Raw genomic sequence first — 19134 nt, 5'->3', positions numbered from 1 at the left:
TGGCCAACCAGTGACTGGTTCTCCAGTTGTCGTGACCTTGGCCAATGGCCAAAACATCACCATCGACATCGGTAAAACCACCGGCACCGTGACCACCCTCGCGCCAAACGACGTGTTGACCGGTCATGCGCCGCTGACCAACTCGATCACCAACGTGACTGGCGGCAACTACGAGAATCTGGTTGCTGACAAGACGCCTGTTTCGACGACAGTCACCGACACCGTCGATACGACGAACCTCAGCCTCAGTGCTACCAACTCGGTCGCCGAGGGTGGCTCGATCGTCTACACCGCGACATTGACCAATGCGGCTGGCTCGCCAGTGACCGTGACCCTGAGCAATGGCTCGGTGATCACCATCGACGCGGGCAAAACCACGGGCACCGTCACCGTCCCAGCTCCGGCTGATGACGTGTACAAGGACGCCGGCACGATCCAGGCAACAATCAAAACCGCCACCGGCGGCAATTTTGAAAGCCTGGTGCCAAGCACTGTTCCAGCGTCCACCAACGTCACCGACACCATCGACACCTCGACGGTCAAACTGACGGCGACCGGCACCGCCGCTGAAGGTGGCACCGTCACCTATACCGCGACTGTCGGCCAGCCAGTGACCGGCTCTCCAGTGACCGTATCCTTGGCTAACGGCCAGACGATCACCATCGACATCGGCAAAACCACCGGCACTGTCACCACCCTCGCGCCGAACGACGTGTTGACCGGTCACGCACCGTTGACCAACTCGATCACCAACGTGACTGGCGGCAACTACGAGAACCTCGTAGCCGACAAAACCCCGGTCAGCACCACCGTGACCGACACTGTCGACACCACCAACCTGTCGCTGAGCGCCACTAATACCGTGGCTGAAGGCGGCCAGATCACGTACACCGCGACCTTGACCAACGTTGCCGGTTCGCCGGTCACCGTGACCTTGTCCAATGGTGCGGTGATCACGATTGACGCGGGCAAAACCACGGGCAACGTCACCGTCCCGGCCCCTGCCGACGATGTCTACAAAGACGCAACCACGGTCCAGGCAACGATCACCAGCGCAACCGGAGGCAACTTCGAGAGCCTGGTGCCGAGCACTATTCCGGCGTCCACCAACGTCACCGACACCATCGACACCTCGACCGTCAAACTGACTGCAACCAGCACCGCCGCTGAAGGTGGCACCGTCACCTACACCGCGACTGTTGGCCAACCAGTGACTGGTTCTCCAGTTGTCGTGACCTTGGCCAATGGCCAAAACATCACCATCGACATCGGCAAGACCACTGGCACCGTGACCACCCTCGCGCCGAACGACGTGTTGACCGGTCACGCGCCATTGACCAACTCGATCACCAACGTAAGCGGCGGCAACTACGAGAATCTGGTCGCCGACAAGACACCGGTTTCGACGACTGTCACCGATACCGTCGATACGACGAACCTGTCGCTGAGTGCAACCAACTCCGTGGCCGAGGGCGGCCAGATCACCTACACCGCAACCCTGACCAACGCTGCTGGCTCGCCGGTCACCGTGACCCTGAGCAACGGTTCGGTAATCACCATCGACGCCGGTAAAACCACCGGCACCGTCACCGTTCCAGCTCCGGCTGATGATGTGTACAAAGACGCCGGCACCGTTCAAGCGACGATCACCAAAGCCACCGGTGGCAGCTTCGAAAACCTGGCCACCAGCAGCACGCCTGCCGTGACCAACGTGACCGACACCATCGACACCTCGACCGTCAAACTGACCGCGACCGGCAGCGCCGCCGAAGGTGGTACCGTCACCTACACCGCCACCGTCGGCCAGCCAGTGACCGGTTCTGCGGTCACCGTGACCTTGGCCAACGGCCAAAACATCACGATCGACATTGGTAAAACCACCGGCACCGTGACCACCATCGCGCCAAACGATGCGCTGACCGGCCACGCACCACTGACCAACTCGATCACCAACGTCAGCGGCGGCAACTACGAAAACCTGGTCGCCGATAAAACCCCGGTCAGCACCACCGTGACCGACACCGTCGACACCACCAACCTGTCGTTGAGCGCAACCGGCTCGGTAGCCGAAGGTGGCCAGATCACCTACACCGCGACCCTGACCAACGCCGCCGGCACGCCAGTGACCGTGACGCTCAGCAACGGCTCGGTGATCACCATCGACGCCGGCAAAACCACCGGCACGGTGACCGTTCCAGCTCCGGCCGATGACGTGTACAAAGATGCCGGCACCGTCCAGGCAACGATCACCAACGCCACCGGCGGCGGCTTCGAGAACCTGGCGACCAACAACACGCCAGCCGTGACCAACGTCACCGACACCATCGACAAAACCGAAGTCAGCATCACCGGCAGCACCTCGGTGACCGAAGGCCAGACCGCCAGCTACACCGTCAGCCTGACGCACCCGGCGCAAACCGACGTGACGCTGAAAATCGTCTACAGCGGCACCGCCGCCGACGGTTCGGACTTCACCGGTGTGTACACCGTGAAAATCCCGGCCGGTGCCAGCACTGCCAACTTCAACGTGGCGACCATTGACGACAAGATCACCGAAGGCACCGAAAACTTCGTGGTCAAGATCGACTCGGCTACCGGCGGCAACTTCGAGAACCTCGCGGTCAGCGCCACCAATGGCAGCGTCAGCACTTCGATCATCGACAACGATGCGCCGCCGGTCATTGACCTGGATGCCAACAATTCCAGCGGCGCCACCGGTGCCAATTACAACGTGACCTTCACCGAAGGCACCACGGGCCAGGGCGTGTCGATTGCCGACACCGACCTGAAAATCACCGACCCGGACAGCACCATGCTGACCGGCGCCACCATCGTGTTGACCAACCGTCAGGATGGCGATGCGCTGAACCTGGGCACCAGCGTCAACGGCATCACTATCAATGCCAACAGCACCAATGGCACCGTCACGCTGACCCTGTCGGGCAACGCGACGCTGGCCGACTACATGCAGCAAATCAAGAACATCAGCTTCACCAACAGCAGTGAAGACCCGAGCACCGTGCCACGGATCATCACCGTGACCGTGACCGATGGCGGCAACTACTCCAACGTCGCGACCACCACCGTCAATGTGGTGGCCGTGAACGATGCGCCAACCGCTGCACCGGTTAACGTCACCGGCACCGAAGACACCCCGCTGATCCTCGGCTGGTCGACCTTCGGCATCAGCGATGTGGACAGCCCGGCTGCGAGCCTGGGCGTGAAAATCACCGGCCTGCCGGGCGAAGGCAAGTTGCAGTACCTGAACGGCTCGACCTGGACCGACGTCACCAACAACCAGACTTTCACCAAGGCTGACATCGACGCCGGCAAGCTGCGCTTCACCCCGGACGCCAACGAATCCGGCACCAATGGCTACGGCGGCACCGGCGTGGGCAACAATCAGGCGGACTACGCGCAGATCAAGTTCCAGCCAACTGACGGTCAACTGCTGGGCAACACCGGCACGGTGAAAATCGACATCACGCCAGTGGCCGATGCGCCGTCCCTGACCGTGGCGGACAACAGCGTCAAATCCACCGGTTTGACCAAGGAAGTCTGGACCGGCCTGTCGGGCCTGGGCACCGATGGCAGTGGCGCACCGACGGCCACGCTCAAATCGGTCATCGACGCGGCGGGCACACCGAACTCCAGCACCACCGTGACCAACGTGCAGTCCGACGGCAGTGTGGCGGCAGGTACGGCGTCGAAAACTTCCGGCCTGATCTACCTCGAAGCCGGCAAGACCTACACCTTCAGCGGTTCGGGCGATGACAGCTTGCTGGTGACCATCGGCGGCAAGAACGTCGCGTCCGCCCTGTGGGGTTCGGGCGGCAGCCTGACTGGTTCGTTCACACCGACCGCCAGCGGCTACTACACCCTGGACATCTACCACCACAACCAAAGTGGCCCGGGCAGCTATGACGTCAACCTGTCGGTCAACGGCGGCACCGCCATCGACCTGAGCAGCGCTGGCGTGCCGCTGTACACCGGCGTGGCGGATCTGGCCGCTTCCGGCGTGACCGTCTCCGACCTGCACGGCACTAACGGTGAGGGTTACTACGACGGCTACAAACTCAATACCGGTTTCGAAGGCACCAGCGTTCATCTGTCCGCGATCAACACCGCACTGACCGACACCGACGGCTCCGAAAGCCTGAGCGTGAAAATCAGCGGCATCCCGGCGGGCTCGGTCCTGACTGACGGCGCGGGTCATACCTTCACCGCCACCGCGACCTCCGGCGAAGCCAACGTCACCGGCTGGAACCTCGGCACCCTGACCGTCACCCCGCCGACCTACTACAACGGCCAGTTCAACCTGACCGTGACCTCGACTTCCACCGAGGCCCTGGGCGGTTCGGCGATCACCACGGCGCAGATCCCGGTCACCGTGTACCCGGCGACCTACAACGCAATCACCGCCACGTCGGCCAGTGACACCATCACTGGCACCGACGGCAACGACATCATGATCGCCGACATCGGCGGCCTGACCGTGGTGCCGGGCACCAACTACAACATCGCCTTCATGGTCGACAGTTCGGGCAGCATGAGCGCGTCGTCGATCAGCGCCGCGAAAGACTCTCTGACGTCGGTGTTCAACACCCTCAAGCAGAGCATGGGCGGCAACTCGGGCACCGTGAACATCTTCCTGGTGGACTTCGATACCCAGGTCAACAAGTCGGTGTCGGTCAACCTTAACGACCCGAATGCACTGACCTCGCTCAAGGCAGTCCTGGATTCGATGTCATCCGGCGGCGGCACCAACTACGAGGACGTGTTCAAGACCACGGCCAACTGGTTCCAGAGCGCTGATGCGGTGGCCAACACCGGGGCGAAGAACCTCACGTACTTCATCACCGACGGCAAGCCGACCTACTACCAAAGTGGCGAGCAGACCAACCCGAACCTGTATGGCAGCGTCAAACTGGACAGCGTGATTAACACCACCAATTACCAGTTGGGCAAAGCCGTCAGCCTGGTCCCGGACAGCAACCACCAGATCGATATCTCGGCCTCGGGCGCTGTGACTGTCTGGACCAAATCCGGCGGCAGTTGGTCGTACACAACCCCGGGTTCGCTGCACGCCCAGGGTGATGGCACCTACGAGTTGTCGAGCCTGGCGGGCAGCGGTAGCAGCACCAGCCAAACCACCGTCGACAATGCCAGCAGCAGCTTCGCATTGCTGGGCAACCTGTCGAACGTCGAAGCCATCGGCTTGAACAGCGACGTGACCCTGGCTGACCTGAAACCCTACGACTCGGACAAAACGCCACAAACCAACATCGACCCGAAAGACCTGGCCAACTCGATCATCGGTCACACCGAAGCGACGCTGCCAGGTTCCGACACGGTCAGCGGCGGTGACGGCAACGACATCCTGTTCGGCGACCTGGTAAGCTTCAACGGCATCGCCGGCGAGGGTTACCAGGCCATGCAGGCGTTCGTCGCCCAGCAAACCGGCGTGGACGTCAGCAAAGTCACCACCAGCAACGTGCACCAGTTCATCACCGAGCACTACACCGCGTTCGACGTGTCCGGCGCCCACGACGGCAATGACACGCTGCTAGGCGGTGCGGGCAATGACATCCTGTTCGGCTCGGGCGGTAACGACACGCTCGATGGCGGCAAGGGCAATGACATCCTGCTCGGTGGCACCGGCAACGACACGCTGATGGGCGGCTCGGGCAATGACATCCTGATTGGCGGCTCGGGTGCCGACACCTTTGTGTGGAAGGCGGGCGACACCGGCAACGACGTGATCAAGGACTTCAAGGCCAGCGAAGGTGACCGTATCGACCTGCGCGATTTGTTGCAGGGCGAAACCGGCAGCACCATCGACAACTTCCTGAAGATCACCACGGTCGATGGCGTGTCGTCGTTGCAGGTCAGCTCGGCCGGCAAGTTCAACTCGGCGGATGCCGCAGCGGCGACACCGGATGTGACGATCAAACTGGAAGGCAACAACTGGTCTACCGCCAACCTGCACAACCTGATTGCCGGTAGCGATCCGACCATCAAAGTCGATCACAACAACAGCTGATGCCACGTAAAACGGCCGCCCTTATGGGGCGGCCGTCACGTTTGCGGCCATCTCGGCGGTGACGATTTCGTCGCCGCACCGCATACTCGCCAACAGTTGGCCTATGCTGCTGACAGCATGACGCTGGTCCATTTCTGAGGGATGCTCAATGTTTTACGTGCAACGCGATGCGCAGGGCCAATTGGTGCGCGTGGAAGCCGCGGCCTATGCCGAGGCCACGGAAACACTGCCGGCCGACAACCACGAAATCCAGGCCTGGTACGCCAACGAAGTGATGGAAACCAGCCTCAAGCAGCTCAAGCAGAGCGACCTGGAAATGATCCGGGTACTCGACGACTTGATCCAGGTGTTGACCAGCAAAGGCGTGATCCGCGTCACCGACCTGCCGGCCGCCGCCCAAGCCAAACTGATGGACCGGACCCAGGCCCGGGAAGCGTTGGGTGGGTTGAGTCATTTGATTGATGATGATGAGACGGGGTTGATCTAGACCCCACCTTCATCGGTGCCTTTACTGACGCCTTCGCGAGCAAGCCCGCTCCCACAGGGGAACGCATTCCAATGTGGGAGCGGGCTTGCTCGCGAAGACGGACTCAAAAACAGCACAAATCTAAACCTTACTTCCAGGGCTTGGGCTCACCAAACAACTGCCCCTGAACCCCATACAACCCCATCTCGCGAATCACCGACAATTCCCCCTCAGTCTCGACCCGCTCGGCAATCAGCGGCAGGTCAATGCTGTGCGCCGCCCGCTGGATGGCCTCAATGAACAAACGTTTGTCGCTCTCCTGATCAATCGCCCGGATGTAGCTGCCATCAATCTTCAGGTACGCAAGCCCGAGTCGCGCCAGGTTGCCGATCATGCTGAACCGCCCGCCAAACCGCTGCAGGCTCAGGGAGAACCCAAGTTCGCGCAGACGCCGGGTCAACTGCTCCAGCACCGCTTGCTCAGGCAACTGCTCTTCACCGATTTCCAGGGTCAGGCGCTCGCCCAGATTCGAATGCTGACGCAAGATCTCGAAGACTCGATTCAGCGCCTGCGGGTCCGCCAACGTCGCCGAAGACAGGTTCAACGCCAGGGATTCTTCATGCCCGGCCATTTGCCCAAGCACCAGTTCCAACATCAGCCGGTCCAGCCGCGCCGTCCAGCCAAAGCGCTCCAGCCACGGCAGGAAACGTCCGGCGGGAATGGTCTGGCCCTGGTCGTCGAGCAACCGCGACAGCACCTTGTAATGCAGCACCAGCGCGGTGTCATGACTCGCCACCACCGGTTGGAAATACAGCTCAAACCGCTGCTGATTCAATGCCCCATCAAGCAATGTGTGCCACGCATGATGGTCGTCACCGACACTGGCCGACGCGCTGTGATCCAGGCACGCCCAGCTCTGCTCGCCCTGGCCTTCGGCCTGCGCCAACGCCTGGTCTGCCAGACCGAGCACCGCTTGCGGCGAATCGCCATGAACAAACGGCGCCAGCCCGATAGAGGCCACCGAAGCTACGTCGGTGGCGCCGGTCGCATGCAGGCTCGCCAACGCGCTGTCGAGGTTCTGCGCCAGTTGCAGCGCTTCCTCGCGGACCAGCCCTGGCGCCAGCACGGCGAATTCACCGCCGCGAATCCGCGTGACGAGGTTCTGGGTTTCCGGGTATTTGGCGCACTCGCGGGACAATTGCTCGCCCACCGCTTTCAGCAAATCATCGGTACGCTGCCCGCCCAGGCGCTGGTTCAAACCAGCCAGGTCCTTAACCCGCAACAGCAGCAGATAACCGGAACTGGCTTGCTCCGGATTGCTCACCCGGGCGTTTAATTGCATTTCGAAATAACGCCGGTTGGCCAGGCCCGTAAGGTTGTCCTGATAGGACTCGACCCGCAGTTTTTCACTGCGCTCGGCCTGTTCCTGAAACAGCGCCTTGAGCTTCTCGACCATCTGGTTCATGGCCTGCACCACCCGGCGCAGTTCCGGCGTGCGTGGCAGTTCCGGCAGGCTGAGGAATTCCCGGCGCGCGATGGCATGGGATTGCTTGACCATGTAATCGAGCGGCTTCAGTTGTCGACGCAACAGCAACGCGCCCAACACCGCACTCACCGCGCCGCAGATCAGCAACCAGCCAAGACTCCCGAGCGCGCTCTGCCACAGCTTGGCCAGGGCGAACATCGGGTGGCTGACCACCTCAACCCTTGCAGCCTGTTCCCAGCCACGGCTGACCAGTGCATCGCCGCCAGCGGCTTCCAATCCGATCATTTTGACGAACCAGTCCGGCACGTTGTTCACCGCCGGAATGCCGCTGCGCTCGACGATGGTCTGGTCGGTCTTGAGATCGACCACACGGATGCTCGCGTAGTAGCCGCTGTCGAAAATCGAGCTGACCAGCAACTCGACCATCGCCGGGTCGTCGATATTCGGCGTCAGGGACAGCGCCAGCGCCGTGGCGGCGTCCTGGGCGTGGGAGCGCAACTGATTGACGTACTGAGTGCGCGAGCTCTCCAGGCTGACCATGAAGCTGCCGGTGAAGGCGACCACAAGGAACAGGCAGATAGCGATCAACAGCTGTTTGAACAAAGACATCTGAGCGCGTGCTCCTAGTTAGTCGTCTCGACCGGAAATCCTTCGGCCTGCATTTTCTTCAACACATCCTGCCAACGGGACAGGCGCTTGGTGTCACCGACTTTCTTGTTGCCCTTGGCACCGGGCAAATACAAGCCTTCGGCATTGAAAGAGTAGACCGGCAGCAAATCAGTTCGTTGGCTGGCCGGCTTGATCTCGTTGATCAGGCTGTCGAGCACCAGCGGCATCGCCTCGGGTGTCGAGTAGTAGGTCAACACCATGTGCGCCCGGTTCAGGCGCAACGCCTTGACGTAGGTAATGCGCAGCTTGTCACTGGAAACCCCCAGATGACGCAAACTGAAATACTTTGCGATGGCGTAGTCTTCGCAGTCGCCAGCGCCTTTCCACAAGGCTTCGATGGGGGTTTCCCAGTAATCGACCTCGTGCCAAAGGTCGATGTCTTCTTCGTAGCGCATTTGTTTATTGAAGAACTGGTTCACCACGTTAAGCTTTTCCATCTCGCCGACCTGCTTCTGGGTAGCCAGCAAGCGCTGCCAGGCATCGATGCGTTGCTGTCCCTCGCCCAATGGCCCGTAAAGTGCCTGGGCACGGCGGCTGATCAGGGAAAAATCCCAGTCGGCATGCAACCCGCCCAGCATGACGCCGGCCAGCAGCAGCGCGCAGCACAGCCAGCGCAACATCCGGGGGATTGCGAAACGTACCGCCAATGCGAGGCATCCAGGGTAGGCAGGTGGAAATCGGTTGATGGTGCAGGTTAGCCCGGTAAAAGACAATGGCACGGTGAGATCACTTGCAGCGCGCTAAACTTGATATGTGAGTAATCATAAAAAAGATCACGACCGTCAGCAGATCCCTCAGGGCAGCGGCCTCGACATAAGTTGCTGCGAACTTTTACAAGGTTTGACAACCTGTATAACAGTCACTAGTGTCCATTTGGATCCAAAAACCAACTTCAGTCATTCAGGGTGCGTAGTAGTGACACAGAAGCCCAATCCTCTGAACAGCATCAAGGTCAACGGGCCGATTCCCGCTCACCTGGCGCGTTCGGTGATCGAAGAAACCCTGCGTTCGGCGATTCTCGACGGACGCATCCCTTGCGGCACAGCACTGCGCCAGCAAGACCTGGCGGACCTGTTCGGCGTCAGCCGCATGCCGGTGCGCGAAGCATTGCGCCAACTCGAAGCGCAATCGCTGCTCAATGTCGTCGCCCATAAAGGCGCCGTGGTCGCTGCTCTGGTACAGGGCGATGCTACAGAAACCTATGAACTGCGGATCCTGCTGGAATCCGAAGCCTTGCGTCGCTCGATTCCCTTGCTCGGAACCGCCGATTTTGAACAGGCGGCACGCTACATCGATGAATTGGAAACCGAACACAACTACACCGAGATCGGCCGACTCAATCGCCTGTTCCACATGGCGCTGTACAGCAAGGCGCCCAATCGCCGGCTATTGCGACTGGTCGAAGACGGATTGAACGAAGAGGAGCGCTTCCTGCGCTTCAATCTTGAGGCGATGGGCCTGGGCAAACTGTCCCAGGAAGATCACCGGAACCTGTTGCGCGCCGTGGAAGACCGGAACATCAAGCTTTCAGTAGAACTGCTCGAGCATCACCTCAATCGTGGTGTCGAGGTCATCACACGCTACCTCGAAAGCACCGCCACCCCAGGCAAGAAAACCTCGAGATAAACCGCCACCCCAGGCACGCGCGAGCACATCGAATGTGCTCGCCGGCGCTTGTCGCAGTGTATCGCTGAGCCCGTCCCGGGTTACCCGGCGTAAAAACCCCTTACAAATCCCCCATTCGCTCAAACATCTCCCAGTAGGACGATGCCGCTCCTGCTTGCTCCGGGGCCAGCCTGCAACTTCCCCTCAAGCCCGATAATTGCAGCCAACGATGGCGCACCAACGATAGCGGCTGCCTTGATTTACGCTCACTCTTGGCCTGCCAACTTAACAATGAACGCCGATGCACCGCACTCGCGGGAGCCGTCTGCGCACCAAGAACCTACGGAAGGAGTCTTGCCACGGGAAAGGAAGTAAACGGCGTATTCCCGGCCAGCTTCCATCCCCCCAGATGACACCAACGATCGCAGTTTGATAGTTGCTCTGAGTGAGGCATTCACTCTCTTATTCGATTCTGACTTATATAAGCCGGAAGGAGTAACTTCATCCAAATAAAACTTAAACCGAAAGTTTTATTGGAACTTGTCGCGCCCGAAAAAGTTAAACTTTCAAATAATATAAAAATAACTTGCCGGGAACTTTATTGATGTATTAGTTTTTCTCCGCCGCCATTGGATCCAGGCCAGCAAGGCTGCAGGCCTAAGTTCTACAAGGCGTGACACAGACTGTTTCAGAACTCATACACATCAATTCGATTGAGGCCTTCGCTCGCCCAGATAAAACACTCATCCACTATCGCTAATTGTTTACCCCCCCCCATTGGTACTCCAGATTACTTATAGGCTCGCCCATGAAACCGACTAAAGACCGTCTCAACCAAAAGAAAGCCGAACTTAGCGCTCACCCGATCTTTGGCGAAATACATTCGTTGTCGATCCTGCAACGCTTCATGGAAACCCATGTGTTTGCGGTCTGGGATTTCATGTCGCTGACCAAGCGCCTGCAGCAGGAACTGACCTGCGTGCAGTTGCCCTGGCTGCCACCGCGAGATCCGCAAGCGGCGCGGCTGATCAACGAGATCGTACTCGGCGAAGAGTCCGATGATCGCCCCGCCAGCGGTCACTACAGCCATTTCGAGTTGTACCTGGATGCGATGCGCGAAGTCGGTGCGAGCACCGTCGCGGTGGAGCGCTTCGTCGCGCTGCAAAAAGAAGGTGTGAGCTACGACGTGGCGCTGCAAAGCGTGGACATCGACCCCGCCGCCGCGCAGTTCGTGCGCCATACCTTGCACACCGCGCTGCATGCGCCGGGTCATAGCGTGGCGGCGGTGTTCCTGCATGGTCGGGAAAGCGTGATCCCGCAGATGTTCCAGCGGATTCTCGACGACTGGGGCATTGGCCTCGACCAGGCCCCGACCTTCCGTTACTACCTGGAACGCCACATTGAAGTCGACTCCGAAGACCACGGCCCGGCTGCGGAAAAACTCCTTGAGCGACTGGTCGATGGCGACCCGCAACGTCAGGAAGACGTGTACGCCAGCGCCATCGCCGCGGTGGAAAGCCGCATCGCCCTGTGGGATGGCTTGCGCGTCAGCATGAACGAAACCGTCGGTGAGGTGAGCGCATGAACGCCGCCGACTACCAATCCTTCGCCGACGCCTGGGAGAGCCGCGCGACCATTCGCACCCGGCCCCGACGTGTGCTGGAGAACGACGACAAACTGATCTACCCGTTGAGCCGCCAACCCTTGGTGCTGAGCGAAACCTTCCTGCGCGAATGCCCGGAACAACGGGATTTCGCCCTGGTGCAGACGCTCTACAAATTCATCAACGACGTGGTGATTTTTGAAACCGAGATCGTCGACAAGACCGCGCGCAGCATCGCCAAGAATCGCTTCGCCGTGGCTTTCCCGTTCGCCTGCCGCTACGACGCCATGACCGTGGTGGTGGACGAGGATTACCACGCCCTGGTGGCGATGGACTTCATGCAGCAGACCGTGGCCATGACCGGCATCACGCCGATCGAACTGCCGGATGAAATCGAGTTGAGCCGGGCGATTCCCGCCGCCGTGGCGCTGGCACCGGAACACCTGCGCAGCGCCGTGGAGCTGATCTGCGTGGCCATCGCCGAGAACACCGTGACCGGCGATGTCGCGGCGTTTGCCAAGGACGACACGGTCAAGCAATCGATCAAGGGGCTGATGGCCGACCACTTGTTGGATGAGGGTCGCCACTCCGGTTTCTGGGCGCGACTGGTGCGCATCTACTGGCATACCGCGAGCGAAGTCGACCGCCAGTGCATCGCGCAGATCCTGCCGGTGTTTATCGGGCACTACCTGACCAACGACATCCAGAAGTCCTTCGACTTTCGCCTGATCGAGTCCTTGCAGGTCAGTGACGCCGCACGCCGGGCACTCAAGAGCGAAGTGTCGGGGCTGGCCTTCCCGATCAATCGCCATCACCCGTTGGTTGCCAACATCGTGCGGTTTTTCCGCAGCAGTTCGCTGCTCGATTCGCCGTGCGTTCAAGAAGCCCTGAGCGACTACCTGGTTTAACGAGGAGAACATCATGAGACGTCTCGACATTGTGCTTATAGGGCAGAGCCAGGCCTTGAACGACCTGGCGCTGGAGCTCGAACAACATGGACATTCACTGGTGCGGCAGGCTGCTTCGGGTGAGCGAACGTTGGGCAACGTCGACTTACTGATCGACGATGCCAGTGTGGCTTTTGCCGACGCCGGCGATGTGCCGCGATTGACGCTGCAATTGGGTGTTGGGGAATCGTCGGGGCTGCCAAACCTGGACTTGCTGTGCACCTACGGTTCGACGCTGTTCACTCGCGTGCCGATTGCCGACGAACCTTCCGGTAACGGCCAGTCGTTGCGCCTGCGGGCGGTGGCAGAACTGGTGGACCATGTGGCGCTGCTGGTCAGCCGGTTTTCCCGGGATGCCGAGTATTTCCAGCTCAGCGAAACGGCGACACCGGTTGATTTTGAGCGGGTAGAAAATCTGCTGTTTCTCGAGCACCTGGCCTTCGTCCATCAACTCAACCTCACCGCGCACGACGGGTTGCTGCAACTGGGCCAGATCCCGATGATCGAGCGGCTTGAGCAGCGCTTTATCGAATGCGCCGAGCGACCTGCGCTGAATATCGCCGGCACGTCCCTGAGCTATCGCCAATTGCATGCTCACAGCCGGGCGATCCAGCAGCGTTTGCAGCCGTTGCTTGATCAGCATCAAGGCTCGTTGGTGGTCGGTATCTGCCTGCCCAAATGCAGCGCGTTGTATGCAGGGATTCTGGCGATTCTCGGCAGCGGCGCGGTGTACCTGCCCCTGGAGCCGAGCCATCCGCTGCAACGTCAGCAATACATTCTGGAGAACGCCGGGGCGGTGTTGTTGCTGCATGACGGCGCGCATCCGCTGGCGGAGCAGATGCCGGGACTGGACATCAGCCGTATCGACGTCGACGACGTGGATCTCGCTCTGCCGTTGATGCAACAGCGACCCGCGCTCGACGCGCCGTGCATGGCGCTCTACACCTCCGGTACCACCGGGCACCCGAAAGGCGTGTTGCTCAGCCAAGCCAACCTCGCGCACTTCACCGCGTGGTATGCCGACTACGTGCAACTGACCGAACAGAGTCGGGTGTTGCAGTTTTCGTCGCTGAGTTTTGACTCATCGCTGATCGATATTTTCCCGACGTTGCTGCAAGGCGCCGAGCTGATCGTGCCCAGCGACGACCAGCGCCGCGATCCGTTGCAACTGGTGGCGCTGATCCGCAATCAACAACTCAGCCACGCCTTCCTGCCGCCGGCGCTGTTAAGCATTCTGCCGCTGGATCAGTTGCAAGTGCTGGATCACGTCATGACCGGCGGCGACGTGTGCGAACCCTACGTCATCGAGCAACTGACCCGCCAGGGCAACCTCTACAACCTTTACGGCCCGACCGAAGCCACGGTGCTGATCACCGCGCGGCAACTGCGACCCGGTGACAACAACCGCACCCTCGGCGGCCCGATTACCAACAGCCAGGTGCTGATTCTCGATGAAGGCTTTCAACCGGTGGCCGAGCAGACCGTCGGCGAGTTGTACATCGTCGGCCCGGGTGTGTGCCTGGGTTATCTGAACAACCCGCAACAGACCGCCGAACGTTATCTGAACCTGAGCCTGCCGAGCGGTGAAAGCCTGCGCGCCTACCGCACCGGCGACATGGCGAAGTGGACTCGAGACGGTATCGAACTGTGCGGGCGGCGGGACAATCAGGTGAAGATCCGCGGCTTCCGGGTCGAGCCGGAGGAGATCGAACGTTGCCTGCGAGACAGTCAGCTCTATCGGCAAGTGGCAGTGGTCATCGACAGTCAGCGACGGATTCTGGCGTTCCTCGCCCAACCCCAGGAAGACCAACCCGGCGCCGCTCGCGAGGCGCTGAAAGCTCACGCTGTGCAGTTCCTGCCGGACTACATGCAACCCGGCGCGTGGACTGAACTGGAGAACATGCCGTTCGCCAGTAACGGCAAGGTTGATCGCAAGGCGCTGTTGTCGTTGCCGGTGAACGTGCTGGAGAACAGCGCTCGGCGCTTGCCCACCAGTGCCGATGAAGAACTGTTGCTGGAGATCTGGGCCGAATTGCTGGAGCTGCCGGCGAGTGATATTTCCACTGACGAAAGTTTCTTCAATCTGGGTGGCCACTCGATCCTGCTGTCGCGGATGTTGCTGCGTCTGCGTGAGGAGTTTGGGCGTAGCATCTCGATCAACCGCTTTATCGAGCTGCCCACGATCACGAAACTGGCGACGTTGGTCCGTGGTTCGGGCACCGAAGAAGTGCTGAGCGTGCAGGCCATGGCCGATGCCTTCCGTGAACTGGATGTGCAGCCGCTGCCGATCAGCCGCATGGGCGATGTGCACAAGGTGATCGTCACCGGGGCCAACAGTTTTGTCGGCGTACACATCGTCGAAGCGTTGCTCGCCTGGGGCGCCACTGAAGTCGCGTGCCTGGTGCGCGACGGTGGCGGGCAATCGGCGGCGGAACGCTTCGCCCAGGCGTTGCGCGAGAATCGTCTGGAACACCTGGACCTGCATCGGGTACGGGTTTATGCAGCGGACATCACGCGCCCTTCTTTGGGGCTCGCGGAGGACGTCTACGAGCGACTGGATCGGGAGTTCGGCGCGTTGGTGCACAACGCGGCCAACGTCAATCACGTACTCGATTACGAGTCGCTGGCACGGGATAACGTCGAGCCGATTTTCGAGTGTCTGCGGTTGTGTGAAGGGCGCAGCAAGAAGATCTTCAACTTCGTCTCGACGCTCTCGGCTTCCAGCACGATTTCTGACGATGGCCGGGTGCTGGAGTTGCCCGCTGCGCAGACCCCGCCGATCTACATCAAGAACGGCTACAACCTGTCCAAATGGGTCGGCGAGCGAATCCTTGAGCGGGCGCGGGAGCGCGGTGTGCGGGTCAATCTGTATCGCCCCGGCAATATCAGTTTCAACAGCCTCACGGGTGTGTGCCAGCCGCACAAGAATCGCTTGATGCTGATGCTCAAGGGCTCGATCCAGCTCGGCCAAGTGCCTGAGTTCTCCCTGAACTTTGACTTGATGCCGGTGGACTTCCTCGCCCGTTTTATCGCGTTCCATGCCAGCCGTTATCAGCCAGAACACGCGGTGTTCAACCTGCACAACCCCGAACCGCTGAGCTGGGATGCCTACGTCGATTCGTTTCGCGAAGCCGGTCGGGAATTCTCGATGGTCAGCGTCGCCGACTGGCAGCAGCAACTGGGCCGGGTCGACAGCGACAACGCGTTGTTCGGCGTGCTGGGTTTCTACCTCAACGGCTTCGAGGAAGACATCGGCGACATCTCGATGATCGGCCACGACAACGCACAGGCCGGCGTCCGGCAGATGGGCGCGCACTACCCACAAAAATCCCCGGCGCTGCTGCGTCGCGGCTGCGACTACCTCAAAGAAATCAACTTCATCTGAACCACCCCACTGGAGCAAGACCATGAAAACCCTGCAACCCGATACCCTGATCCAAAACCCTCACGGCTGCCACGTAGCGTCTTCGGTAGACGTGCCTGCGGACGCGGCGAAAGTCTGGGCGGTGGTCGGCAACTTTGCCGGCTTCGATCAATTCATCCCGGCGCTGTCGCACATCGAAATGACCGGCGACGGCGTGTCGTCCCTGCGCAAGAAATTCTTCAAGGACGGCAACCTGGTGGTCGAGCAACTCAACTCCCGGGACGACCACGCGCTGAGCATGACCTGGACCACGATCTACAACACCTTGGGCGTGGCCAATTTGTGGGCGGCGATGAATGTGGAATCTCTGGGAGCAGGCAAGTCCCGGGCAACCTGGACCATCATCGCCGAACCTGCCCAGGGCGGCGCCGAGGCATTACCGGGGTTCAAGGACTTCGTGCAGGGCTTTGCCGATGATGCGATGAATAATGTGTTGAAGCTGTTTGCGTAAGGCTTCGGCTCAGCGGTGACTGAAGCACCGCATTCGCGAGCAAGCCCGCTCCCACAGGTTGGCCGAATTCTGTCTGAAAGAATGCGATCAAATGTGGGAGCGGCGGTGCGACGATTCGACTTGCTCGCGAAGAACGATAACGCGGTAGAACTGACCAGAATCAGATCTTGAAGCTGTCGACCAACTGCTTCAAACGATTGGCCTGCAACGACAACGCATCGCAATCCTTCAATGTTTCATTGAGGTTGGCCACGCTTTGTTGGTTCAGCAGGTTGATCTGATTGACGTCGACGTTAAGGGTTTCCACCACCGCGGTCTGCTCTTCGGTCGCCGCGGCCACCGATTGGTTCATGCCGTCGATTTCACCGATGCGCTGGGTCACGCTGACCAGTCGCAGGCCGGCCTGGTTTGCCACTTCAACGCTCTCTTCGCTGGAGACCTGGCTGGCGTTCATGGTGGTCACCGCTTCGCGAGAACCGATCTGCAGCGAAGTGATCATCTTGTGGATCTCTTCTGCCGACTCCTGGGTGCGATGGGCGAGGTTACGCACCTCATCCGCCACCACCGCAAAACCACGACCGGCTTCACCGGCACGGGCCGCTTCGATGGCCGCGTTGAGTGCCAGCAGGTTGGTCTGCTGGGAGATGCCTTTGATCACATCCAGAATGTGCCCGATGTTGTCGGTGCTGGCATTCAGGGTTTCGATCTGGGTGCAGGACAGGCTGATTTTCTGCGACAACTCGGTCATGGCCAGGATGGTTTTTTCCACCACCTGACGACCGTCGTCAGCTTGCTCGCTCGCGCCGCTGGCGTGCTGCGACGCATCGGCAGCATTGCGGGCGATTTCCTGGGTCGCGGCACCGAGTTGGTTGATGGCGGCAGCCACGCTGTTGGTGCGGGCACTTTGTTCGTCGGAACCGATGATCGAGGCGTTGGACGAAGCCATGACTCGTTGGGACAGGTCATGGACCTGACGGGTTGCCGAAGACACTTCGGAAATCGACGCGTGAATCCGCTCCACGAACTGGTTGAAAGCGCCGCCCAGTTCACCGAACTCATCTTTGCTTTCCACGGCCAGACGACGGGTCAGGTCACCTTCACCCTGGGCGATGTCTTGCATCGCGCGGCCCATGGTGGTCAGCGGACGCATCAGCACATTGATCAGCAGGCTCAGCAGCACTGCAATGGCGCTCACGGCGATAAACATCGCAATCAATGCCGAGGTGCGGAATTGGCTCAGCGGAGCGTAGGCCTTGTCCTTGTCGATCGACAGACCGATGTACCACTCAGCGTTCGGCAAACCGGTGACCGGGGTGAACGAGAGGATGCGGTCCTGCTTGTTCAGGGTGACGTCCTGATTACCCTTCTCGATGCGTACACCAGAGTTCGGGTAGATGTCTTTCAGGTTCTTCATCACTTGGTCTTTGTCCGGGCTGACGATCACCTGACCGTCGGCGCTGACCAGGAACGCGTGACCGATGCCGCCGAAGTCTACCGAGTTGATGATCTTGACCAGGGTTTCCAGGCTCAGGTCACCGCCAACAACACCGAGCAGTTCGCCGTTCTTTTTCACCGGCAGGGCAATCGTCACCACCAGACCGCCAACCGCAGCCATGTAAGGCGGAGTCAGCATGGTCTTGTCGGCAGCGACGGCTTGTTTGTACCAAGGGCGCTGACGTGGGTCATAGCCGTCCGGCATCTTCGCGTCCGGGCGCTGGGTGAATACACCGTTGGCCTGGCCGACGTAAGTGAACTGGAAGTTCGAGGTGAAGGCCGGTTGATCGACCAAGCCAGGCAGATCGGCATTCGCACCTTGATGGGCGACGTTCTGCGCCAGGTTCTCCAACACCAGCACGCGGCCACTCATCCAGTTCTGCACGCTGCTGGCGGTTAGATCGCCGGCTTGCTGGACAGAGGATTCGAGGTTTTGCCGAATAGTGTTTCGCTGCAAATAGTCGTTGTACAAAGTGAACAACGCAAAAGCCAGCACCACGACGCCTGAAGCGGCCAGCAGGATTTTATGGCTGAACTTGAGATTCATTTCATAGGACTTCTTATGCAAAAAGTGGGGATGCGTTCCGGATTGCAACATTCCATGTAACAGCGCAGACGGCTTTCTGAGGGCCGCTCTACTTTGGTGCACGCATGTCTCACCAGTCTTTCGGCACGAGCGGGAGAAATCTTAGGGAATTGTCTGAAATGGTTGGGATTCGTAGCGGATTCCCGCCGAACGGCGTGCTAGAGCTTCCGGGTTAGCTTTAAGCCCTTTCCTGTCGTGTGAAGTTTTACCTGCTCCAAAACGACAAAACCCCTGTCTGCGTTAGCAGACAGGGGTTTCGGAATTCAATCTTGACGATGACCTACTCTCACATGGGGAAACCCCACACTACCATCGGCGATGCATCGTTTCACTGCTGAGTTCGGGATGGGATCAGGTGGT

The 19134-nt window shown here is 60.1% G+C and carries 9 protein-coding genes, 1 rRNA gene and 1 pseudogene; 7 read left to right on the top strand and 4 right to left on the bottom strand.

Going from position 1 to position 19134, the window contains the following annotated elements; genetic code table 11:
* Together ACIQY3_RS24535 and ACIQY3_RS24530 are read left to right on the top strand one after the other, a co-directional pair.
* A pseudogene (locus tag ACIQY3_RS24535) lies at window positions 1-6043 on the top strand (LapA family giant adhesin); the annotation flags it as partial.
* 148 nt (window positions 6044-6191) lie between these two features.
* Window positions 6192-6530, top strand: coding sequence for a hypothetical protein (locus ACIQY3_RS24530; RefSeq protein ID WP_054050336.1), 339 nt, complete (start codon window positions 6192-6194; stop codon window positions 6528-6530).
* A gap of 127 nt (window positions 6531-6657) precedes the next feature.
* Here ACIQY3_RS24530 and lapD read toward each other — a convergent pair whose 3' ends face one another.
* Together lapD and lapG are read right to left on the bottom strand one after the other, a co-directional pair.
* Window positions 6658-8604 carry a cyclic di-GMP receptor LapD gene (gene lapD, locus ACIQY3_RS24525; RefSeq protein WP_403024739.1) on the bottom strand — a complete coding sequence of 649 codons (1947 nt, stop codon included), beginning with the start codon at window positions 8602-8604 and terminating at the stop codon, window positions 6658-6660.
* Window positions 8605-8618: 14 nt separating this feature from the next.
* The gene (gene lapG / locus ACIQY3_RS24520; protein WP_163914929.1) at window positions 8619-9311 is read right to left on the bottom strand and encodes a cysteine protease LapG; all 693 of its coding nucleotides are present in this window, start codon (window positions 9309-9311) and stop codon (window positions 8619-8621) included.
* A gap of 268 nt (window positions 9312-9579) precedes the next feature.
* Between lapG and ACIQY3_RS24515 the strand changes: the two genes are divergently transcribed.
* From ACIQY3_RS24515 to ACIQY3_RS24495, 5 genes are all read left to right on the top strand, one after another.
* Window positions 9580-10290, top strand: coding sequence for a GntR family transcriptional regulator (locus ACIQY3_RS24515; protein WP_403024736.1), 711 nt, complete (start codon window positions 9580-9582; stop codon window positions 10288-10290).
* Window positions 10291-11077: 787 nt separating this feature from the next.
* On the top strand, window positions 11078-11854 hold the full coding sequence (locus ACIQY3_RS24510; protein WP_403024733.1) for a DUF3050 domain-containing protein: 777 nt from the start codon (window positions 11078-11080) through the stop codon (window positions 11852-11854).
* Window positions 11851-12780 carry a diiron oxygenase gene (locus ACIQY3_RS24505; RefSeq protein ID WP_403024730.1) on the top strand — a complete coding sequence of 310 codons (930 nt, stop codon included), beginning with the start codon at window positions 11851-11853 and terminating at the stop codon, window positions 12778-12780. Before ACIQY3_RS24510 ends, ACIQY3_RS24505 begins: the two co-directional genes overlap by 4 nt.
* 13 nt (window positions 12781-12793) lie before the next feature.
* Window positions 12794-16204, top strand: coding sequence for an amino acid adenylation domain-containing protein (locus tag ACIQY3_RS24500; RefSeq protein ID WP_403024727.1), 3411 nt, complete (start codon window positions 12794-12796; stop codon window positions 16202-16204).
* Window positions 16205-16226: 22 nt separating this feature from the next.
* Entirely contained in the window at window positions 16227-16694 is a 468-nt protein-coding gene (locus ACIQY3_RS24495) for an SRPBCC family protein (RefSeq protein ID WP_403024724.1), read from the top strand.
* A 160-nt stretch (window positions 16695-16854) separates the two neighbouring features.
* Here the strand turns inward: ACIQY3_RS24495 and ACIQY3_RS24490 are convergent, their stop codons facing one another.
* Window positions 16855-18735 carry a methyl-accepting chemotaxis protein gene (locus ACIQY3_RS24490; protein WP_403024722.1) on the bottom strand — a complete coding sequence of 627 codons (1881 nt, stop codon included), beginning with the start codon at window positions 18733-18735 and terminating at the stop codon, window positions 16855-16857.
* Between the two features lie 306 nt (window positions 18736-19041).
* Window positions 19042-19134, bottom strand: a 5S ribosomal RNA gene (gene rrf / locus ACIQY3_RS24485); the annotation flags it as partial.

This window comes from Pseudomonas sp. NPDC096950 (assembly GCF_044762525.1).
Classification (GTDB): domain Bacteria; phylum Pseudomonadota; class Gammaproteobacteria; order Pseudomonadales; family Pseudomonadaceae; genus Aquipseudomonas.
Note: the sequence above shows the minus strand (reverse complement) of the source record. Positions and strands in the feature narration are given on the sequence as shown.